Below are 21,323 nucleotides of genomic sequence, written 5' to 3'. Positions count from 1 at the left end.
GTCGAGCGCGCGGACGAACTCGGCGGCCAGCTGCGCCTCGCCCGCCGCGTGCCGGGGCGCGAGAGCGTCGGGCTGCTCGTGGACGACCTCGAGCGCGACCTCGCGGCCGTGGGCGTGACGGTGCGGCTCGGGGTCGAGGCGGACGCCGACCTGCTGCGCGCCGAAGGTGCGGACGGCATCGTGGTCGCGACCGGCGCCATCGCCCCGGTGACCACCTCGCTCGCCCTCGGCGGCGCGTACGCCGGAGGATTCCCCGCCGAGGGCACCACCGACGCCTTCGCTGCGGTCGCACCGGCGGCCGAAGTGCCGCTCGGCCGGCGGATCGCGGTGGTGGATGCCGACGGCACGGCGTACGCCGCCGGGATCGTGCTGACCCTGCTCGAGCGTGTCGACGAGCTCGAGCTCGTGACGCCGTTCGAGACCGTGTTCCCGCACATCGGCGCCGGATTCGACCGGCCGCTGCTGCTCGAGCGCCTCGGAGCGCACGGGGGTTTCCAGCGTCGCCCCGCACACCTCGTGGAGCGGATCGAACCCGGCGCCGTGACGGTGCGCGACACGCTGACCGGGGCAGTCGAGATGATCCCGGGGGTCGACGCAGTGGTGGCCATCGAGCCGCGGGCGTCGGTCGGCATCCCCGGCTCGATCATGGACACGTCAGCCGCACCGCGGGTCGTCACCATCGGCGATGCGTTCGCACCGCGCACGATCGATGCGGCGGTCTTCGAGGCCGTCGAGCTGGCGTACGACGTCGCGGGGCTGGCGACGCTGCGCGGCTGAAGCCGGGCCTCGGTCGCTGAGCCTGTCGAAGCGCCCTTCGACGGGCTCGGAACCGGGTCCGCTCCGCGAGGTCGGTGGCTACGCTGGGCGCGTGGACCCCGTCACCGCAACCCTCGTCATCCTGGTGCTCGCGGTGATCGCCTTCGTGAGCAATCGCGTGCCCATCGGGATCGTCGCGATCGGCGTCGCGCTGGCCCTGTTCTTCACCGGCGTGCTCACCCTGCCGCAAGCGCTGGCGGGGTTCGGCGATCCGACCGTGCTGTTCATCGCCGCGCTGTTCGTCGTGAGCGAGTCGCTGGACGCCACCGGAGTCACCGCATGGGCGGGGCAGAAGGTGATCGGCAGCGCCGGCACGAAGCGCACCACGCTGATCGTGGTGATCGCACTGCTCGTGGCCGGGCTGACGGCGCTCATCAGCATCAACGGCGCGGTCGCCGCCCTGCTCCCGCTGGTCGTCGTGGTCGCGGCTCGCGCCGGCATCGCGTCGTCGAGGCTGCTCATGCCGCTCGCGTTCGCGGCATCCGCAGGCTCGCTGCTCCTGCTCACCGGCACGCCGGTCAACATCATCGTGTCGGAGTTCGCCGCCGGCGCGGGCGGGCGGGAGTTCGGGTTCTTCGAATTCGCGCTCGTCGGCATCCCGGTGCTCCTCGGCACGATCGTGATCCTGCTCCTCGGCGGGGGACTCGTGCCGGATCGGAAGGGCGCGCTGATGCCCGTCGACCTGGTGCGGCACGCGCGGATGCTGCGCCGGCAGTATTCGCTGACGCTCGACACCGGCATGCTCCTCGGCCCGAACACCGGGGTGACCGAGGTCGTCGTGGCACCGCGGTCGCCGCTGATCGGTAAGCGCGTGTGCGCCGGGATGACGACGCCCGACGGCGACCTCGTCGTGCTGGCGGCGCGACGGGGCGACGAGCACCTCAAGGGCACGGAGTTCATCGTGCAGTCCGGCGACGCCCTGCTGCTCCAGGGGGCGTGGGACGACCTCACGCGGCGGACGCAGGACCCCGGCGTGCTCGTGGTCGACGACCCGGCGCAGCTGCGCCGGTCGGTGCCGCTCGGGCGGGGAGCGAAGCGCGCGATCGGCATCCTGCTGGCGATGATCGTGCTGCTCGCGACCGGCGTCGTGCCGCCGGCGGTCGCCGCCCTGCTCGCGGCGTGCGCGCTGGTGCTCACCCGCACGGTCACCGCGACTGCGGCGTATCACGCGATCTCGTGGACGACCGTGGTGCTCATCGCCGGCATGATCCCGCTGTCGACGGCATTCATCAGCACCGGCACCGCAGACCTGATCGCTCAAGGGATGCTGTCGATGCTCGGCGACGCCGGCCCTCACGTCGCGCTGCTCGCGCTGTGCGGGATCACGCTGGTGCTCGGTCAGCTCATCAGCAACACGGCGACGGTGCTCATCGTGGCGCCGATCGCCATCTCGGTCGCCCACGCGCTGGACCTGTCGGTGCAGCCCTTCATGATGGCGCTCGCCGTCGCAGGGGCGGCGGCCTTCCTCACGCCCATCGCGACGCCTGCGAACCTGATGGTGATGGAGCCGGCGGGGTACCGGTTCGGCGACTACTGGAAGCTGGGGCTGCCGCTCGCGCTGTTCTTCCTGGCGATCGCGGTGCTCTACGTGCCGCTGATCTGGCCGTTCTAGCCGTTCGAGCTGTTCGCTCGCCCGCCACGATCCGCAGAACGGCCTCGCAGATCGCGACAGGGGAGCACGTGGTGCGCGACGCCCCGGCGGCTCGGGTCAGCCGGGGCGTCGCGGGTTCTTACGCGGCCGACCAGCCGCCGTCGCTGGCGAGGTTCTGGCCGTTGACGTTGACGCCGTCGTCGCTCAGCAGGAACGTGATCGACGCGGCGAGTCGGTCGGGCATCACCGGCGGCACCATCACGGCCATGCCGGTCCGGACGCGATCGGCACCCAGCGGCGAGTTGAACTTCGCCTCGATGTTGGTGATCACGGCGCCCGGTGCGACCGCGTTGACACGGATGCCGCTCGGACCGTACATGAAGGCACTCGACTTGGTGAGGCCGACCACGGCGTGCTTCGACGCGGTGTAGGCGGCGCCGGCGGCCGAGCCGCGGAGCGATGCCTCGGACGAGGTGTTCACGATCGAGCCGCCGCCCTGCGCGAGCATGGCGGGGACCACGGCGCGCATGAGCTTCATGGTGCCGGTGACGTTGACGCGGAACACGCGCTCCCACACGGCGTCGGTGACGTCGCCCACGGGAGTCATGTCGTCCATGATCCCGGCGATGTTGGCCAGCCCGTCGATCCTGTCGCCGGCCGCCTCGATGATGCGGGCGACGCCTTCGTCGTCGGTGATGTCGGCGGTGAGCGCGACGACATCGGCGCCCGCGTGCGCGGCGACGAACTCGTCGAGGCGCTCCTGGCTGACGTCCACGGCGATCACGCGACCGCCCTCGCGGGCGACGCGCGAGGCGGTGGCACGGCCGATGCCGGAGCCGGCGCCGGTGACGATGACGGTCTGACCCGTGAAGCGCCCCGCGGTGACCTTCTCGGCCCACTCCGCCTTCGGGGTCTCGTCGGCGGTGGCACCGGCATCCGGGACGCCGTCGGGGTTGACCTGTGCGATCAGGGCATCGAGCGCGGCCTGCGGGAAGGCGCCGCCGCTCATCGCGACGAGGTTCGAGATCGGGAGCGAGACGATGGGGCTGAGCGCTTCCGCGCTCTGGCCGCCCTGGGCGAGGAGATCGCGCAGCACCGGCCCGCCGGCCGGGTCGTCGAGCCATGACTGGATGGTGGAGGCTCCGGTGAGGGGAGCGGTGGTCGTGCTCATGGGTGTTCTTCCCTTTCTTCGTGCATGCATCGGGGCTGCGGGTCCGGGGATGAGGATCCTTCGGGGCGGCTCCTACCGGACATCTTTGTCCGGTACTAGGCTACACCCGTGCCGAGCACCGCATCCCCCCATGCGCATCCCCGCCCAAATCGCGGCCCCGCCGCCGCGGCCGACAACCGTCGCGCCCTCATCGCCGCCGCGCGCGAGGTCTACGCCGAAGGCGGCCTGGGCGCGCCCTTCAGCGCCGTCGCCAAGCGCGCGGGCGTGGGCCAGGGCAGCCTCTACCGCCACTTCCCCGACCGCACGGCCCTCGCCGTCGCCGTCTTCGAAGACAACGTGCGCGACCTCGAGGAGTACACGTCGGCCCCCGAGCGGACGGTCGACGACCTGCTCGACCGCGTCGTCGACCAGGTGGTCGTCTCGACGGCATTCATCGAGCTCATCACCGCCGATCTCACCGACACGCGCGTGGCGGTGCTCGGGGCCCGGTTCCAGGCACTGGTGGAGCGTCTCGTCGCCCGCGATCGCGTCGCAGGCCGCATCGGCAGGCACATCGAGACCGACGACGTGACGCTGGCGGCCGGCATGCTGGCGACCGAGCTCGCCCGTGCCGACACCGCGCAGCGACCTGTCGTCGCGCGCCGCGCGCGGGCCCTCTTCGCCGCTGCATTCGCTCCGCGGTGATGCGGCACTAGGCTCCTGCCATGGGACGGTTCATCTACGACACGAACGCCAACTCGGTGGACATCGACGACCGCACGCTGGCCCACCTGCGCATCGTCGTGATGAACAAACTGCGCCGTTCCGAGCCATTCATGTTCGACGTCGAGATCGGCGACGGCAGCGGACGCCGCAGCTTCTGGATCCACCCGTCGGTGCCGATCCAGTTCCACTTCTTCGGCAGCCGTCAGCCGCGCATCAACCGCCGCTGGGTCGAGGAGCTGATGCTCGCGGCGAGCGGGCCGAGTGGCCTCACGATCCTCCCCGAGCCCGCCGAGGAAGACGAGTCGTCGCAGCCCGAGCTCTCTTGAGGGCTGCCCGGTGACGTTCCCCGGCGCGGGCGACGGAGAGGTCGCCTAAGACGTGACGTCCTCGGCTGTCACCTCGGTGCCGCCCACGGTGAGGCGGTCGACGTCGATGTGCTCCACGTCGACCTTGCCGAGTGACACGTCCACCGCGCCGCCGTCGAGGGCGGCCATGCCCGCGCCCTCGGCCACCGGAACCGGGCCCGTGTCGAAGTGCTCTGCGACGAGCAGGATGCCGCCGGTCGAGCTGGCGGAGTTCGCGAGCTCTTCGATCCACTCGCGACTGAGCTGCGCCGGCTCCGGGTCGTCGAAGACGAACCGGAGGGGGATCGACGGGTGCAGCCAGATCGTGCTGCGCCCGCGGGGCTGATCGTCGGGGTGGGTCCATGAGACGGTGAAGCTCTCATCGCGCCGGAGCTTGGTCGCAATCACGACCTTGAGGTGCGCCAATGCGCGGTCCTCGATATGGATCGGCATCGCGCCGCCGCCGTAGTAGATCGTGCCCACGGGCCAACAATAACCCTCGAGACCGCCCGGCGATGCCTCAGAGTCGTGTCCACGCCTCCGTGAGCACGCTGCGGAGGATCTGCTCGATCTCGTCGAACTCCTTCGGGCCGACCGTCAAGGGCGGCGCGAGCTGGATGACGGGGTCGCCGCGGTCGTCGGCGCGGCAATACAGACCGGCATCGAACAGCGCCTTGGAGAGGAACCCGCGCAGCAGCCGCTCGGACTCGTCGTCGTCGAAGGTCTCCTTCGTCGCCTTGTCTTTGACGAGCTCGATCCCGAAGAAGTAGCCGTCGCCGCGCACGTCGCCCACGATGGGCAGATCGTTGAGCTTCTCCAGCGTCGACCGGAACACCGGCGAGTACTCGCGCACCCGCTCGTTGAGGCCCTCCTCCTCGAAGATGTCGAGGTTCTCGAGCGCGACTGCGGCCGACACCGGGTGACCGCCGAAGGTGTAGCCGTGGTAGAAGGCGCGGTCGCCGTGGGCGAAGGGCTCGTAGATGCGGTCGCTCACGATGGTCGCGCCGATCGGCGAATAGCCGCTGGTCATGGCCTTGGCGCACGTGATCATGTCGGGCACGTAGCCGTAGGCGTCGCACGCGAACATGTGGCCGATGCGGCCGAAGGCGCAGATGACCTCGTCCGAGACGAGCAGCACGTCGTACTTGTCGCAGATCTGGCGCACGCGCTGGAAGTATCCGGGAGGCGGCGGGAAGCACCCGCCCGAGTTCTGCACCGGCTCGAGGAAGACCGCCGCCACGGTGTCGGGGCCTTCGAAGAGGATCATCTCCTCGATGCGGTCCGCGGCCCAGACGCCGAAGGTCTCGAGGTCATCTGCGGGCGCGCCCATGTCGGCAGCCCGATAGAAGTTGGTGTTCGGCACCCGGAAGCCGCCGGGTGTCACCGGCTCGAACATCGACTTCATGGCAGGGATGCCGGTGATCGCGAGGGCGCCCTGCGGGGTGCCGTGGTAGGCGACCGAGCGCGAGATGACCTTGTGCTTGGTGGGCTGACCCTGGATCTTCCAGTAGTACTTGGCGAGCTTGAACGCGGTCTCGACGGCTTCGCCGCCGCCGGTGGAGAAGAACACCTTGTTGAGGTCGCCCGGCGCGTAGTCGGCCAGACGGTCGGCGAGCTCGATGGCGGCGGGGTGCGCGTACGACCAGATCGGGAAGAAGGCGAGCTGCTCGGCCTGCTTCGCCGCGACCTCCGCGAGGCGCCGGCGACCGTGACCGGCGGCCACGACGAACAGTCCGGCGAGACCGTCGATGTACTGCTTGCCTTGGGAGTCCCAGATGTGGTGGCCCTCGCCCTTGACGATGATCGGAACGCCGGGGCCGTCCGTCATCACCGACTGGCGGGCGAAGTGCATCCACAGGTGGTCCTTCGCCATCTGCTGCAGCTCGGATTCGCTCCTCGCGGCGCGGTCGGTGCGGGCGTGGCGTTCGGTCGAGATCGACATGGGGAGCCTTCCGTCAGACGTGCTCCCACGCTACTCGGGTGCCCCGCGCACGCGGACGGGACGTTTCGTCCGGTTCGGATGCCGCAGTCGCCGGACCGTCCGGATGCCGCCGCCGCGGCATCCCTTGTCTTCCGGGAACGAGCGGGGACTCAGGTCGAGCCCCGCTCGATCAGCTGCGTCGCGAGCACGATGGGGGAGGGCGGCAGAGGAGCGCCGGCGGCGGCCTCGGTGAGCGCGGTGACGGCGGCTGCGGCCATCTCGCGGATGGGCTGGCGCACGGTGGTGAGCGGCGGGGTGAGCCAGCGCGCGCCGCGCAGGTCGTCGAAGCCCACGACCAGCACGTCGTCGGGGATGCGGCGCCCGGTCGCCGCGGCCGCGGCGTACACGCCCGCGGCCATCTCGTCGGAGCACGCGAAGACGCCGAGTCGTTCGCCCGGCCGGAGCCCGCGCAGGAGGGGCAGCGCGGCCTCGCGCGCAGCCGCCCCACCCCAGTCGGCCTGCACCGCGATCAGGTCGGCGTCCGGGCGGACGAGTCGCAGCGCCTCGCGGAAGCCGGTGTTCCGCGCGCGGCCGTAGCGATACGGCGGCGACCCGAGCACCACCGCGAACCGAGTGGCGCCGCGTTCGGCCAGATGCATCGCCGCGGCCGCTCCGCCCTCGCGGTCGGTCGTGCGAACGCTCGTGAGACCCCGCGACGTCTCGGCCTGCGGATCCATCAGAACGACCGGGATCTCGGCATCGTTCAGCGCGGCCAGCTGCGACGCCGTCGGCGAGATGAGTCCGAGCACCACGCCCGCCGAACCGCGCCTGCGGATGCGCATAGGCCAGTCGTCGTCGGGGGTGTCGCGCTCCTCGGTCAGCACGAGGTCGTAGCCGGCGGCGGCCGCGGCGCTGCGGGCGCCGGCGGTCACCTCGTCGGAGTAGGCGTTGTGGAACCAGCCGAGCACCAGGTCGACCAGGCGCGCGGATCCCGGCGGCCTCCCGCCGACGGCGGGGTCACGGGTATAGCCGAGGGTGCGGGCGGCCGCCAGTACGCGACGCCGGGTCGCGGGGGCGAGATCTCCGCGGCCCGACAGTGCGCGCGACGCCGTCGCCACGCTGACCCCGGCCGCCGCCGCCACCGCGGCGAGACTCACGCGCGCAGACACCGGCCGACTTCCCTGGACGTTTGCCCGTGAGGCGTCGCCTGACGGCCGAGACGGCGGGTGAACCCCTCGGTCGCGGCGATCAGAGGACGTCTCGGCGGCACCGCACCACTTTCGCGCACGCCGGAGGTTTTGCGCAACATTGTCGCGACGCCGACCGCGCGATGGCATCGTCTGTGCCTGGAAAGGGCACACCCGATGACGACGACGACATCGCCGCTGCGGATCGCACTGATCGGCACCGGCTTCATGGGCCGCATGCACACCCACGCCTGGCGCACCGCGCCGCGCTTCTTCGACCTCCCACTGACTCCGCGGCCGGCGCTGCTCGTCGGTCATCGCGCCGACGCGACCGCCGAGGCCGCAGCGCGCTGGGAGTGGCCGGAGCACTCGGTCGACTGGCGCGAGGCCGTCGAACGCGACGACATCGACGTGATCGACATCTGCACCCCCGGCCAGACCCACGCCGAGATCGCGCTCGCCGCGCTCGCGGCCGGAAAGCACGTGCTGTGCGAGAAGCCGCTGGCGAACTCGGTCGCCGAGGCGGAGGAGATGACGGATGCCGCATCCCGCGCCGGCGTGGTCGCCATGTGCGGCTTCAGCTACCGCCGCACCCCCGCGCTGACCCTCGCGCGCGAGCTCATCGCGGCGGGTCGCGTCGGCGAGATCCGGCACGTGCGGGCGCAGTACCTGCAGGACTGGCTGAGCGACCCCGACGCGCCCCACACCTGGCGGCTGGATCGTGATCGGGCGGGCTCCGGGGCACTGGGCGACATCGGCGCGCACAGCATCGACACCGCGCAGTGGCTCACCGGTCAGGACATCACGGCGGTCTCGGCGACCCTGCGCACCTTCGTCACCTCGCGGCCGCGCCGCGGGGCGGTGGAGGGTCTGGGCGGCGTCGCCGCCGACACCTCCGACCGGCTCCCGGTGACCGTCGACGACGCGGCGGCGTTCACCGCCCGCTTCGACGGCGGGGCCCTCGGCGTCTTCGAGGCGACGCGCCTGGCGACCGGACGCCGCAACGCCAACCGCATCGAGATCAACGGCGACCGGGGCGCGATCGCGTTCGACTTCGAGCGGATGAACGAGCTCGAGGTGTACGACGCGGCAGCCGATGTCGCCCAGGGCTTCCGGCGCGTGCAGGTCACCGAGGCGCAGCATCCGTACGCCGGCGCGTGGTGGCCCGTCGGTCACGGACTCGGGTACGAGCACCTGTTCACGCACCAGGCCGTCGACTTCGTGCGCGCCGTCGCCGGTGAGATCCCCGTGTCGCCCACCTTCGCCGACGCCACCCAGGTGCAGCGCGTGCTCGCCGCAGTCGAGCAGAGCGCCGCGCACGACAGCATCCTGACGACGGTCGCCGCCGGCGCCGTCGACGCCACCGAACACCCCGTGGAAGGGAACCCCTCATGACCCGCACCGCCCTCGTCGTCCGTGGCGGATGGGACGGCCACCACCCGGTCGAGGCGACCGAGCTGTTCCTGCCGTTCCTCCGTGACAGCGGCTTCGACGTCACCGTCGAAGAGGACCCGCAGGTGTACGCCGACGCCGACCGCATGGCCGCGACCGACCTCGTGCTGCAGTCCGTCACCATGTCGCAGGCGTCGAACGAGGCCGTGCGCGGTCTGCGCGACGCGGTCGCCGCCGGCACGGGTCTCGCCGGCTGGCACGGCGGCATCGCGGACTCGTTCCGCGCGAGCTCGGACTACCTGCAGCTCGTGGGCGGTCAGTTCGCCACCCATCCCTCGAAGCACCCGGACGAGGTGCACGGCGACCAGACCGACAACTACCTGGACTACACGGTCGAGATCACCGACCTGGGCCGCAGGCACGAGATCACCGCCGGCATCGACGACTTCCGACTCACCACCGAGCAGTACTGGGTGCTCCACGACGACCTCATCGACGTGCTCGCCACGACCACTCACCCGGTGCAGCCCTACCACCCGTGGCACCGGCCCATCACGTCGCCGGCCGTGTGGACGCGGGACTGGGGCCAGGGGCGCGTGTTCGTGTCGACGCCGGGCCACAGTCTCGACGTGCTGCAGGACGCCAACGTGCGCACCATCATCGAGCGCGGCATCCTGTGGGCGGCGCGATGACCGCCGGCACCGCGACCGACATCGGCATCGTCGGGCTCGGCGTCATCTCGCGCCAGTACCTCGACACGCTCCGCGCAGTGGAGGGCGTGAGGATCGCCGCCGTCGCCGACCTCGACGCCCCACGAGCGCAGGCCGCGGCCGACGGCATCCCCGGGTGCCGCGCGCTCGGCACCGACGAGCTGCTCGCCGATCCCGGCGTCGGCACGGTCCTCAACCTCACCATCCCCGCGGCGCACGCCGAGGTGGCGCTGGCTGCCATCGCGCACGGCAAGGACGTCTTCGGAGAGAAGCCCCTGGCGGCGACGCTCGCCGACGCGACGCGGGTGATGGATGCCGCAGCCGCCGCGGGCGTCCGCGTCGGGAGTGCGCCCGACACCGTGCTCGGCACCGGCGTGCAGACCGCGCGCGCGGCGATCGATGATGGGCGGATCGGGCGGCCGGTGTCGGCATCCGCGATGTGGATCTCGGCCGGCCACGAGTCGTGGCATCCGCATCCCGACTTCTACTACCGCGAGGGCGGCGGACCGCTGCTCGACATGGGCCCGTACTACGTCACCTCGCTCGTGCAGCTGCTCGGACCGGTCGAAGCGGTGTCGGGTGCCGCGTCGCGCTCGCGCGACGTGCGCGTGATCGGCACCGGGCCGCGCGCGGGGGAGAGCATCGGCGTCGACGTCGACACCCATCTCACCGGCATCCTGCATCACGCATCAGGCGCGATCTCGACCGTGACCATGAGCTTCGACGGCGTCCGGTCGACCGCGGCGCCGATCGAGGTGCACGGCGTCGACGGGTCGCTGATCGTACCCGACCCCAACATGTTCGCCGGTGACGTGCAGCTTCACCCCCGGGGCGGCTCGTGGGAGACCCTCGAGTCGTCGGCCGGCTACGCCGACGCCGGCCGCGGCATCGGCCTGCTCGACTTCGTCGCCGGCCCGGCGCGCGCGAGCGGGGCGATCGCCCTGCACGTGCTCGAGATCATGACGGCCCTCTCGGACTCGGCCGCGTCCGGCGTGCGCGTGGTGCTCCGCACCACGGCGGAGCGCCCGTCCCTCGTCCCCCTGACCCCCGCATCCGACTGGAGAAACCTGTGACCACGGCCCGCGCCGTCATCGACCTCGACGTCCCCGGCGACGTCATCAGCCGCCACCTCTACGGCCACTTCGCCGAGCACCTCGGCCGCTGCATCTACGGCGGCTTCTGGGTCGGCGAGGACTCGGCGATCCCCAACGTGCGCGGCATCCGCTCCGACGTCGTCGAGGCGCTGCGGGCGCTCGGCATCCCGAACCTCCGCTGGCCAGGGGGCTGCTTCGCCGACGAGTACCACTGGCGCGACGGCATCGGTCCCCGTGAGAGCCGCCCGCAGATGATCAACTCGCACTGGGGCGACGTGGTGGAGAACAACCACTTCGGCACGCACGAGTTCATGGACCTGTGCGAGATGCTCGGCGCCGACGCGTATGTCAACGGCAACGTCGGCAGCGGCACGGTGCGCGAGATGAGCGAGTGGGTCGAGTACCTGACGCGCGACGGCGACAGCCCGATGGCGCGGCTGCGGCGCGAGAACGGCCGCGACGAACCCTGGAAGGTGCCGTTCTGGGGCATCGGCAACGAGGCGTGGGGCTGCGGCGGCAACATGACCGCGGAGCAGTACGCGCTCGAGGCCCGCCGCTACGGCACGTTCTGCCGCAACCACGGCGGCAACGAGCTCTACCGCATCGCGGCCGGCGCCTCGGACGACGACATCACGTGGACGCGCGCGCTCATGGAGTCGCTCGGCTGCCTCACGTGTGGGTCGAACCCGTCGCCGGTGTTCCAGGGCATCTCGTTCCACTACTACTCGCACGCCGGCGCGGGCATCAACACCGAGCCGGCCATCGAGTTCTCGGCCGAGCAGTACTACGGCACGATGCGCAAGGCGATCGACATCGAGCGGGTCATCCGCCGGCACGAAGCCGTCATGGACTCGTACGACCCCGACCGCAAGGTGGGCCTCATCCTCGACGAGTGGGGCACGTGGTGGAACGTCGAGCCCGGCACCAACCCCGGCTTCCTGTTCCAGCAGAACACCGTGCGCGACGCCCTGGTCGCCGCCGTGCACTTCGACGCCTTCCACCGCCATGCCGGGCGGTTGAAGATGGCGAACATCGCGCAGACCCTCAACGTGCTGCAGGCGATGATCCTCACCGACGACGACGGCGCGATGGTGCTCACGCCGACCTACCACGTGTTCGAGATGAATCGCGGTCACCATGACGCGACGGCGCTCGCCGCCCATGTGCTGTCGTCGCCGGCGGCGGCGGACGACGTGCCCGGCCTGTCGGTGTCGGCATCGACGAGCGGCGACTCGGCGCTCGTGTCGCTGTCGAACCTGTCGCTCGACGCTCCACTCGATGTGCGCGTCGACCTGCGCGGCCGCACGGCCACCGTGCGACGCGCCCGCGTGCTGACGGGGACGGATGCCACCTCCCACAACACCCCCGAGAACCCCGACGCCGTCGCGCCGGCGTCGCTCGACACGTCGATCGACGCGGGTGTGCTGACCGTCTCGCTCCCGCCGCACTCCTTCGCCACGGTGGAGCTCGACCTGGCGTAACGGGCGCACATCGCCACGAAGAGGGCCCCGCGGCGCGATGCCGCGGGGCCCTCTCGTATTCCGGGTCAGCGCACGGGCAGGGCGTCCGCGCCGGTCCGGACGGTCGCCGTCGCGGCGCGCGGATCGGCCGCCGTGACGACGTGGACGTCGCCGGTCAGCTCGACCTGCACCTCTGCGTCGCGCTGCGCGCACGACGGGCCGACCCAGAGGTCGATCTCGCCCGGCTCGACGATGCGGCGACCCTCGCGTCCCGTGAACGCCAGGCGTGTGGCCGGCACGGCGAAGCTCACCGACACCGACTCGCCCGGCTCCAGCGACACCCGCTGGTACGCCAGCAGCTGCGCGACCGGACGCGTGACCGACGCCACCCGGTCGCGCGCGTACAGCTGCACGACATCCGTTCCCGGCCGGTCCCCGGTGTTGGCGACGACGACCGACACCTCCAGGATGCCGTCGGTCGCGGCATCCGTCGCGATCAGCGATCCGCGCTCGAACGTCGTGTACGTCAGACCGTGGCCGAACGGCAGGGCCGGGGTGTTGTCGGCGCTCGTGATCTCGGTCGGTCCGCCCAGCACCGGGTGCAGGTAGGTGTAGGGCTGCGCGCCCGCCGACCGGGGGAGCGACACGGGGAGGTGCCCCGACGGCTCCGTGCGGCCGGACAGGATCCCCGCGATGGCCGGGCCTCCCTCCTCGCCCGGGAAGAAGGCCTGCAGCACCGCGCTCGCGGCGCCCGGTCCCTCGAGCATCCAGCCGATCGCGTACGGGCGTCCTGAGACCACCACGACTGTCGTCGGCGTGCCGGTCGCGATCACGGCCTCGACGAGACGGCGCTGTGCGCCGGGCAGCTCGAGGTCGTCGACATCGTTGCCCTCGCCTACGGTCCCGCGGCCGAACAGGCCGGCCCGGTCTCCGACGACGACGATAGCCACGTCGGCGGCCGCCGCCGCCTCCGCGGCCGCGGCGATCCCGCTGGTGTCGGGATCCTCGACCTCGCAGCCGCGTTCCAGCACCACGTCCGCGCCGGCGAACTCGCCCCGCAGCGCCTCGGCGACGCTCGGCATCTCGAAGCCGAGCGGAGTGCCCGGGTGATGGGCGAGCACATGGTTCGCGAACGAGTAGCACCCCATGAGCGACTCGGCCGAGTCGGCGTTGGGACCGATCAGCGCGATCCGTCCGGGAGCCGAGAGCGGCAGCAGGCCGTCGTTGGTCAGCAGGACGACCGATTCCTCGGCGGCCCGGCGGGCCAAGGCGCGCAGCGCGGGACCGTCCAGGTCGATCTCGCTGGGCGCCGCCTCGAAGTCGGCGTCGAGCAGGCCGAGCCGCTCCTTCTGGGCGAGGACACGCAGCACGGCACGGTCGACGAACTCCACCTCCTCCGGATGCGCGGCGAGCCGGGCCCGCAGCGGCCCCGCGAACGCGTCGGCGGTGGGCAGCTCGACGTCGATGCCCGCCCGGAGGGCGAGCACGGCCGCCTCGCCGAGATCGGCGGCGACGCCGTGCAGCGAGTGCAGGAACGCGACGGAGAAGTAGTCGGCGACGACCGTGCCCTCGAACCCCCACTCGTCCCGCAGCAGAGCCGTGAGCAGGGTGGGGTCCGAGGCGACGGGAACGCCGTCGATCTCGGCGTACGAGTTCATGACCGACTGCACGCCGCCGTCGCGGATCGCCATCTCGAACGGCGGCAGCACGACATCCTGCAGCCGCCGCCGGCCCATCTGCACGGGGGCGTGGTTGCGGCCCGCCTGCGAGGCGGAGTATCCGGCGAAGTGCTTGAGGGTCGCATCGACCCCGGCCGACTGCAGTCCGCGCACGTAGGCGGTGCCGATCGTGCCGACGACGTAGGGATCCTCGGCGATGCACTCGTCGACGCGGCCCCAGCGGGGGTCGGTGACGACGTCGAGCACGGGGGCGAGACCCTGGTGGATCCCCAGGGCGGCCATGGACCGGCCGATCGCCGCGCCGACCTCTTCGGTCAGCTCCGGGTCGAAGGCCGCACCCCACGCCAGGGGCGTCGGGAACGTCGCGGCCTTCCAGGCCGCGAGACCGGTCAGGCACTCCTCGTGCACGATCGCCGGAATGCCCAGGCGGGTCTCGGCGCGCAGGCGCCGCTGCTCCGCCCAGAGCCACTCGGCTCGCGCGATCGGATCCACCGGCCGCGTGCCGTACACGCGGGTGAGGTGACCCAGGCCCTGGGCCGTCGCCTCCTCGTACGGGCCGGTGTTGCCGCGCTCGCCGGCCATCGGCGCGACGACCTCGCCGCCCTTGTCGACCCAGTACCCGACCAGCTGCGCGAGCTTCTCGTCCAGCGTCATCTGCGCGTGGAGGGATTGCACCCGCGGCGAGACCGCGGGCATCACGACGTCGCTCATCCCTTGACCGCCCCCGTCAGGCCGCCGACGATCCGACGCTCGAAGAGGCTGAAGAACACCAGTGCGGGCAGCATCGACAGCGACGTGAAGGCGAGCACCTTGGCCGTGTCGACCGAGTACTGCGACGAGAACGCCTGGACACCCAGCGGGAGGGTGAACTGTGCTTCGTCGTTCAGGATGAACAGCGGCAGCAGGTAGCCGTTCCAGCTTCCGATGAACGCGAGGATGCCGACGGTGATGACGCCGGGCACCGCGAGCGGCAGCACCATCCGCCAGAAGAACGACAGACGACCGCATCCGTCGATGTACGCGGCCTCCTGGATCTCGTCGGGGATGGCCTTCAGGAACGGGACGAGGATGATGATCGTCGTGGGCAGTGCGAACGCGATCTGGGGCAGGATGACCCCCGGCAGCGTGTTCATGAGCCCGAGGTTTCGCACCACGATGTACAGCGGCGTGATCGCCACGGTGATCGGGAACATCAGGCCGGCGGCGAACAGCGCATACAGCGCGCCGCGGCCGACGAAGCTGTACCGGGCGATCACGTAGCTCGCCATGAGGCCGAGCACCACCGCGCCGACGGTCGTCGCGAGGGCGACCATCGTCGAGTTCAGCACTTCGGTCCAGAACAGCCCGCTGGTCAGAACGTCGATGTAGTTCTGCGGGTTCCAGCTCACCGGCATGCCCGACGGGTCGACCGTGATCTCGGAGTTCGTGCGGAAGCCGCCGATGATGATGTAGAGCACGGGCCCGAGCATCAGCGCGATGATGACGAGCGCGATGAAGTAGACCGCCGGGCTGCCCCACGGGAGCTTGTTGACGTCGCGGCGGCGTCCGGGGACGGTGTCGCGAAGTGTGATGGTGCGGGTGCTCATCGAGTCCGTGGTGCTCACTTGACGCCCCTCTCTGTGATGGCCCCCGCGGTGTCACGGCGCAGGATCGTGCGCTGATAGATCAGGGCGACCACCAGCGAGATGACGAAGATGACCACGGCGACGGCGCTGCCGTAACCGAAGTTCCCGGAATTGCGTCCGGTCGCGACCATGTAGATCGCCATCGTGTTGGTGCCCGCGACGGACGACACGTACTGACCCCAGATGATGTACACGAGGTCGAACAGCTGCAGCGCCCCGATGATCGAGAGGAACGCCCAGATGCGCAGGGTGGGTCCCAGGAGCGGCAGGGTGATGGTGCGCTGGATCTGCCAGTAGGACGCGCCGTCGATCGCGGCGGCCTCGTACAGCTCCTGGGGGATCCCCTGGAGCCCCGCGAGGAAGAGGATGACGGCGAAGCCGATGTACTTCCACGTGAGGATCGCCATCAGCGTCCAGATGGCGATGCTCGGGTCGGCGAGCCAGTCCTGTGCGAGCCAGGTCAGGCCGACCTTCTCGAGGAAGCCGTTCACCGCGCCGTTCGTGGCCAGCATGAGGCTGAAGCCGGTGCCGACGATGACCTCGGCGATCACGTAGGGGACGAAGATGAGCACGCGGATCAGGGACTGGCCGCGCATCCTGCGGTTGAGCAGCAGCGCCAGCAGGATCGCGATCGGGCCCTGGAGTACGAGCGACGCGACGACGATGAAGGCGTTGTGCCCCAGTGCCTGTTGGAAGATCGGGTCGGTGAAGATCGTGACGTAGTTCTGCAGGCCGATGAAGTCGGTCGCCGGGCCGAAGCCCGACCAGCGGAAGAACCCGTAGTACGCGGCCATGATGACCGGGAAGATCACGAAGCCGACGAAGAAGATCAGGGCCGGCCCCACCAGGATCATGACCTCGAGGCGGCCGGCCCAGCCTAGGCCTCGGGGGCGCCGGCGGCCCTGCGGCACCGACGGGGGCGGCGTGACGCCGCCCCCGTGGTGTTCTGCAAGACCGCGAGCGTCGGAAGACATCTCGCGGGTAGACACGATCAGCCCTGCTTGCCTGCCGCGTTGACCGCTGCGACGAGCTTCTCCGGGTCGCTGTTGCCGGCGAGCATGTCGACGACCGCGACGTTGAGCGCGTTGCCGACGTTCTGGCCCAGCACCGTGTCGAGCCACTGCGAGACGAACGGGGCGTTGTTGTACGCCTCGAGGATCTGCTGCAGGTACGGCTCGGTGACGGCTTCCTGCGCCACGGTGTTGACCGGCGGCGAGTTGAAGGCCTTGTAGTAGGCGGTCTGCTGGTCGGCGCTGGCGACGAAGTTCAGGAAGTCGGCGCACTCCTTCGGAGCATCGACCGAGCACGAGTACCCGTCGACGCCGCCCATCATCGAGCCCGGCTCACCGTCGCCGCCCGAGATCTCGGGGAAGGGGAACCATGCGAGGTCGGGAAGCGGCTTCTCGTCCGGCGTCAGCGACGCGATCACGCCCGGGTCCCACGCGCCCATGAGCTCCATTGCGGCCTGACGGTTGGCGATGAGGCCGGCCGAGCTGCCCGCTCCCTGCTGGGGCTCGGTGGTGAGGAAGCCGTCGTTGAACGGGTCGATCGCCGCGAAGTCCTGCAGGTCCTCACCGGCGCGCAGCCAGCACTCATCGCTGAAGTCCTTCGTGTCGCCGGTCTCCTCGATGACCTCGGGGCTGCACTCGCGGATCGCGAAGAAGTAGTACCAGTGCGCGGCGGGCCAGGCGGCCTTGGCGCCGAGGGCGATCGGCTCGATGCCCGTCTCCTTCAGGCTCTCGACCGCCCCCTTGAGGTCGTCGATGGTCGCGGGAGCCTCGGTGATCCCGGCGTTGTCGAAGGCGTCCTGGCTGTAGAAGAAGCCGCCCGGCAGCACAGAGAGGGGCATAGCCCACACCTTGTCCTGGTACGTCTCGGCGGCGAACGAGCCCTCGGGGATCTCGCCCTTGATGTCGTCCGAGATGGCGTCGGTGAGGTCCATCAGCTGGCCGGCGTTGACCATCGCGGTCATCTTGCCGCCGCCGCGCTGAAGGAAGATGTCGGGCGCGTCGCCCGCGTTCAGCGCCGTCTGCAGCTTTCCGTCCATGTCCTCGTTCTGGACCGACTGCATCTTGATCGTGACGCCGGGGTTCTCGTCTTCGAACGCGGCGATCGCGTCCTTCCAGAACTGCTGGCCAGGACCGGTCGTCGAGTTCTGCCAGAGCGTCATCTCGACGTTGCCGTCGCTGTTCTCGTCGGAGCCGCCGGCACTGCAGCCGGCGAGCGCGAGCGCGCCGACGACGAGTGCTGCGGAACCCGCGAGGATTCTCTTGCCCATCATGTGATTCCCGTTCTCTTCATCGAGGAGCACCTCTGCTCCGGGGTGCGGTGGTCGGCGCGATCGGGTCGCGCACCGCTCGGCGCTGCGACCGAGCAAGCAAAAGTGTGCGTGCACAACAAATAGTTTGTCAAACGTTTTCGAAAACGGTTTCCATGCCGTTACGCTATCGAGATCATGAAACGTCGTCCCACCATCACGGATGTCGCCGCTGCGGCCGGCGTCTCTGTCGCGACGGTGTCGAAAGCGGTCAACGGCCGCTACGGCGTGGCCAGTGAGACGGCCGACCGCGTCCTCGCCGTCGTCGCGGAACTCGGGTACGAATCGAGCCTCATCGCCAGCAGCATGCGCTCGCGCACGACGGGCGTGATCGGGGTGCTGGTCGCCGACTTCGAGCCCTTCAGCGCCGAGATCCTGAAGGGCGTCGGGCAGGCGCTGCGCGACTCGCGCTACGACCTCCTCGCGTACTCCGGCTCGCATGGCTCGGCGGAGGGATGGGAGCGGCGCTCGCTGTCGCGCCTCAGCGGCACACTCATCGACGGCGCGATCATGGTCACCCCCACGGTCGTCAACGTCGGCGCCGAGGTGCCCGTGGTCGCCATCGATCCGCACACCGGGCCGGCCGACCTCCCCACCGTCGAGTCCGACAGCTACGGCGGCGCGCTGCAGGCGACGCGCCACCTCCTCGAGCTCGGCCATACGCGCATCGGCTTCATCGCCGGTCGCCCCGACCTCCGTTCGTCGATCGCACGCGACGCCGGGTATCGGCGGGCGCTGACGGATGCCGGCATCACGGTGGATCCGGCGCTGGTGGGGTCGGGCAGCTACCGGCAGGACGCCGTCCGCGTCGCTGCGCTCGAGATGCTCCGACGCGGCGATCGCCCCTCCGCCATCTTCGCCGCCAACGACATCTCGGCGATGGAGATCGTGAAGGTTGCGGCGGAGCTGGGGCTCGGTGTGCCGCGCGACCTCTCCGTCATCGGATTCGACGACATCCCGGAGGCCTCCAAGTCGGCACCGGCCCTGTCGACGGTCCGCCAGCCCATGCAGACCCTGGGCGCCGAAGCGGCGCGGCTGCTGCTCACCCTCATGGACGGCGAGGTCCCGGCGGCGACGCACGTGACGCTGCCGACGCGGCTCATCCCGCGGGGCACGACCGCTCCGCCGCTCTGAGGGGGACGGGGCCTGCTCAGTTGAGCGCGACGCCGGCGGGATCGCGCAGCAGCTCCGCGAACGCGGCCTCGGCGGCGCCGATGAGCAGGCGATCCTCGGCGAGTGCCGCCGGCCGGATCTCGAGGTCTTCGCCGTTCGCCGGCATGGTCTGCGCGACGACCGCCTCGGTGAACCCGTCCAGGTCGTCTGTGGCGAGCATCGCCAGGAACCCGCCGAGCACGACGACGGCAGGATTGAGCACGTTGACGGCATTGGCCAGGGCGGTGGAGAGGATGCGGCGCTGCCGTGCGATCTCGTCGCGGACTTCGGGCGATCGCGCCGCGCGCAGCATCTCGGCGAGGGCCGGCTCGTCGGCGTTGTCGCGACCGAGGACGGCGAGCAGGCGTGCGCGGCTCACCTCGTCCTCGAGCACGCCGCCGCTCGCGCGGCGATCGGCGCTCGACGCGATGCCGGGGCGGTTCTGGCCGAATTCGCCGGAGTAGCCCGAGGCGCCGGCCACCGGCATCCCGTGCACGATCAGGCCACCGCCGATGCCGCTTGCGCCGCCGTTGAGGTAGACGACGTCGTCGATGCCGCGCGCGGCGCCGAACAGGTGCTCGGCGAGGACGCCCAGCGCCGCGTCGTTGCCGACCACGGTGGGCAGGCCGGTCGCAGTCTCGATGAGTTCGCGCAGGGCGGTGTCGGTCCACCTCAGGTGCGGGGCGTCTCGCACGAGGCCGTCGGAAGCCCGGACGAGCCCGGGGACCGCGACGCCGATCCCGGCGATCCCCGCCTCGGCGAGGTCGTCCTGGCGCCACGCGTCGATGCGCTCGCCGATGAGCTGCGCGGTCCCCTCGGGGCCCAGCAGCCCCGTCATCTCGAGCCGCTCGCGCCGCCGCACCGTCCGATCCAGCCCGACGGCCGCCATCGTGAGGGCGTCGACCTCGGGGTTGACCGCGATGGTCACGACGCGCGGGTGCGGCGCCACCAGCGGAGACGGCCGGCCGACGCGCCGGCTGGGGTCCGGCGCGCGCTCCTCCACGACGCCCAGCGCGACGAGGTCGCCCACGAGGTCGGCGATCGTCGAGCGGTTGAGGCCGGTGGCTCCGGTCAGCGTCGCGCGCGAGACGGGCCCGTCGAGATGTGCGAGGCGCAGCAGCCGCGACAGATTCGCTTGGCGACTGCCGACCGGCTCATTCATACCCTCACTGTAGAGGCGACCCGCGACGCGATCGCGCAGTGGACGCGGCATCCATTCTGGTATAGGTTGTCGCCAGCAACATTTCTCGCAAAGGAGCGTCATGCCCACCCCCACCCGCGCCGACAAGTTCTCGTTCGGTCTCTGGACCATCGGCTACAACGGCACCGACCCCTTCGGCGGACCGACCCGCCCCGCCCTCGACGTCGTCCACGCCGTCGAGAAGCTCGCCGAGCTCGGCGCCTACGGCCTCACCTTCCACGACGACGACCTGTTCGCCTTCGGCTCGACGGATGCCGAGCGCCAGACCCAGATCGACCGCCTCAAGGGCGCACTCGCCGACACCGGCCTCATCGTGCCGATGGTGACGACCAACCTCTTCTCGGCCCCCGTCTTCAAGGACGGCGGATTCACCTCGAACGACCGTCAGGTGCGCCGGTTCGCGCTGCGCAAGGTGTTCCGCCAGCTCGACCTCGGTGCCGAGCTGGGCGCCAAGACCTTCGTGATGTGGGGCGGCCGCGAGGGCGCCGAGTACGACTCGGCGAAGGACATCCGCGCCGCGCTCGAGCGCTACCGCGAGGCCGTGAACCTGCTCGGCGACTACGTCACCGACAAGGGCTACGACATCCGCTTCGCGATCGAGCCGAAGCCCAACGAGCCGCGCGGCGACATCCTGCTGCCCACGCTGGGGCACGCCATCGCCTTCATCGACTCGCTGGAGCGCCCCGAGCTCGTGGGCCTCAACCCCGAGGTCGGGCACGAGCAGATGGCGGGCCTGAACTTCGCCGCCGGCATCGCCCAGGCGCTGTACCACGGCAAGCTCTTCCACATCGACCTCAACGGTCAGCGCGGCATCAAGTACGACCAGGACCTCGTGTTCGGCCACGGCGACCTGCACAACGCGTTCGCGCTCGTCGACCTGCTCGAGAACGGCGGCCCCGGCGGCGTCCCCGCGTACGACGGCCCGCGCCACTTCGACTACAAGCCGTCGCGCACCGAG

At 70.8% G+C, this 21,323-nt stretch carries 17 protein-coding genes and 2 pseudogenes; 10 read left to right on the top strand and 9 right to left on the bottom strand.

What is annotated here, in order from left to right; all coding sequences use genetic code 11:
- Together VIP82_RS06160 and VIP82_RS06155 are read left to right on the top strand one after the other, a co-directional pair.
- Positions 1–777: pseudogene (locus VIP82_RS06160) on the top strand (NAD(P)-binding protein); the annotation flags it as partial.
- A 91-nt stretch (positions 778–868) separates the two neighbouring features.
- On the top strand, positions 869–2,428 hold the full coding sequence (locus VIP82_RS06155) for an SLC13 family permease (RefSeq protein WP_331906696.1): 1,560 nt from the start codon (positions 869–871) through the stop codon (positions 2,426–2,428).
- Positions 2,429–2,546: 118 nt separating this feature from the next.
- Here the strand turns inward: VIP82_RS06155 and VIP82_RS06150 are convergent, their stop codons facing one another.
- Complete coding sequence (locus tag VIP82_RS06150) at positions 2,547–3,578, bottom strand: SDR family NAD(P)-dependent oxidoreductase (RefSeq protein WP_331906694.1); 1,032 nt, start codon at positions 3,576–3,578, stop codon at positions 2,547–2,549.
- A gap of 108 nt (positions 3,579–3,686) precedes the next feature.
- Between VIP82_RS06150 and VIP82_RS06145 the strand changes: the two genes are divergently transcribed.
- Together VIP82_RS06145 and VIP82_RS06140 are read left to right on the top strand one after the other, a co-directional pair.
- Positions 3,687–4,262, top strand: a complete 576-nt coding sequence (locus tag VIP82_RS06145; RefSeq protein WP_331906692.1) for a TetR/AcrR family transcriptional regulator — start codon at positions 3,687–3,689, stop codon at positions 4,260–4,262.
- A 20-nt stretch (positions 4,263–4,282) separates the two neighbouring features.
- The gene (locus VIP82_RS06140) at positions 4,283–4,609 is read left to right on the top strand and encodes a DUF7882 family protein (RefSeq protein ID WP_331906690.1); all 327 of its coding nucleotides are present in this window, start codon (positions 4,283–4,285) and stop codon (positions 4,607–4,609) included.
- Positions 4,610–4,807: 198 nt separating this feature from the next.
- On the opposite strand, the pseudogene VIP82_RS06135 reads toward VIP82_RS06140, so the two are convergent.
- The 3 genes and pseudogenes from VIP82_RS06135 to VIP82_RS06125 form a co-directional block, all read right to left on the bottom strand.
- A pseudogene (locus VIP82_RS06135) lies at positions 4,808–5,110 on the bottom strand (DUF7882 family protein); the annotation flags it as partial.
- 37 nt (positions 5,111–5,147) lie between these two features.
- On the bottom strand, positions 5,148–6,569 hold the full coding sequence (locus VIP82_RS06130) for an aspartate aminotransferase family protein (protein ID WP_331906688.1): 1,422 nt from the start codon (positions 6,567–6,569) through the stop codon (positions 5,148–5,150).
- A 149-nt stretch (positions 6,570–6,718) separates the two neighbouring features.
- Entirely contained in the window at positions 6,719–7,705 is a 987-nt protein-coding gene (locus tag VIP82_RS06125; RefSeq protein ID WP_331906686.1) for a LacI family DNA-binding transcriptional regulator, read from the bottom strand.
- Positions 7,706–7,912: 207 nt separating this feature from the next.
- Between VIP82_RS06125 and VIP82_RS06120 the strand changes: the two genes are divergently transcribed.
- Genes VIP82_RS06120 through VIP82_RS06105 form a run of 4 tightly spaced genes read left to right on the top strand, consistent with a single transcriptional unit; the run spans position 7,913 to position 12,412 of the window.
- Entirely contained in the window at positions 7,913–9,130 is a 1,218-nt protein-coding gene (locus VIP82_RS06120) for a Gfo/Idh/MocA family protein (RefSeq protein WP_331906684.1), read from the top strand.
- A complete protein-coding gene (locus VIP82_RS06115) occupies positions 9,127–9,819 on the top strand; it encodes a ThuA domain-containing protein (protein ID WP_331906682.1) in 693 nt (230 codons plus the stop codon). The genes VIP82_RS06120 and VIP82_RS06115 overlap by 4 nt, the downstream gene beginning before the upstream one ends.
- Positions 9,816–10,910: a Gfo/Idh/MocA family protein gene (locus VIP82_RS06110; RefSeq protein WP_331906680.1), complete on the top strand. Its 1,095-nt coding sequence runs from the start codon at positions 9,816–9,818 to the stop codon at positions 10,908–10,910. The genes VIP82_RS06115 and VIP82_RS06110 overlap by 4 nt, the downstream gene beginning before the upstream one ends.
- Positions 10,907–12,412 carry an alpha-N-arabinofuranosidase gene (locus tag VIP82_RS06105; protein WP_331906678.1) on the top strand — a complete coding sequence of 502 codons (1,506 nt, stop codon included), beginning with the start codon at positions 10,907–10,909 and terminating at the stop codon, positions 12,410–12,412. The genes VIP82_RS06110 and VIP82_RS06105 overlap by 4 nt, the downstream gene beginning before the upstream one ends.
- A 65-nt stretch (positions 12,413–12,477) precedes the next feature.
- Here the strand turns inward: VIP82_RS06105 and VIP82_RS06100 are convergent, their stop codons facing one another.
- The 4 genes from VIP82_RS06100 to VIP82_RS06085 are packed head-to-tail and all read right to left on the bottom strand — an operon-like array spanning position 12,478 to position 17,976.
- A complete protein-coding gene (locus VIP82_RS06100) occupies positions 12,478–14,781 on the bottom strand; it encodes a beta-xylosidase/alpha-l-arabinosidase (RefSeq protein WP_331906676.1) in 2,304 nt (767 codons plus the stop codon).
- Positions 14,778–15,656 (bottom strand): carbohydrate ABC transporter permease, encoded by an 879-nt coding sequence (locus VIP82_RS06095; RefSeq protein WP_331906698.1) that lies wholly within the window; start codon positions 15,654–15,656, stop codon positions 14,778–14,780. Before VIP82_RS06095 ends, VIP82_RS06100 begins: the two co-directional genes overlap by 4 nt.
- Positions 15,657–15,670: 14 nt before the next feature.
- A complete protein-coding gene (locus tag VIP82_RS06090) occupies positions 15,671–16,669 on the bottom strand; it encodes a carbohydrate ABC transporter permease (protein ID WP_331906674.1) in 999 nt (332 codons plus the stop codon).
- Between the two features lie 17 nt (positions 16,670–16,686).
- Positions 16,687–17,976, bottom strand: coding sequence for an ABC transporter substrate-binding protein (locus tag VIP82_RS06085; protein ID WP_331906672.1), 1,290 nt, complete (start codon positions 17,974–17,976; stop codon positions 16,687–16,689).
- Between the two features lie 174 nt (positions 17,977–18,150).
- Between VIP82_RS06085 and VIP82_RS06080 the strand changes: the two genes are divergently transcribed.
- A complete protein-coding gene (locus VIP82_RS06080; RefSeq protein ID WP_331906670.1) occupies positions 18,151–19,146 on the top strand; it encodes a LacI family DNA-binding transcriptional regulator in 996 nt (331 codons plus the stop codon).
- A gap of 16 nt (positions 19,147–19,162) precedes the next feature.
- On the opposite strand, the gene VIP82_RS06075 is transcribed toward VIP82_RS06080, so the two are convergent.
- Positions 19,163–20,326, bottom strand: coding sequence for an ROK family protein (locus VIP82_RS06075; RefSeq protein WP_331906668.1), 1,164 nt, complete (start codon positions 20,324–20,326; stop codon positions 19,163–19,165).
- A 100-nt stretch (positions 20,327–20,426) separates the two neighbouring features.
- On the opposite strand from VIP82_RS06075, the gene xylA reads away from it, so the two are divergent.
- The coding region (gene xylA, locus VIP82_RS06070; RefSeq protein ID WP_331906666.1) for a xylose isomerase at positions 20,427–21,323 on the top strand (897 nt) is incomplete at its 3' end.

Source organism: Microbacterium sp. (assembly GCF_036566905.1).
Classification (GTDB): domain Bacteria; phylum Actinomycetota; class Actinomycetes; order Actinomycetales; family Microbacteriaceae; genus Microbacterium.
Note: the sequence above shows the minus strand (reverse complement) of the source record. Positions and strands in the feature narration are given on the sequence as shown.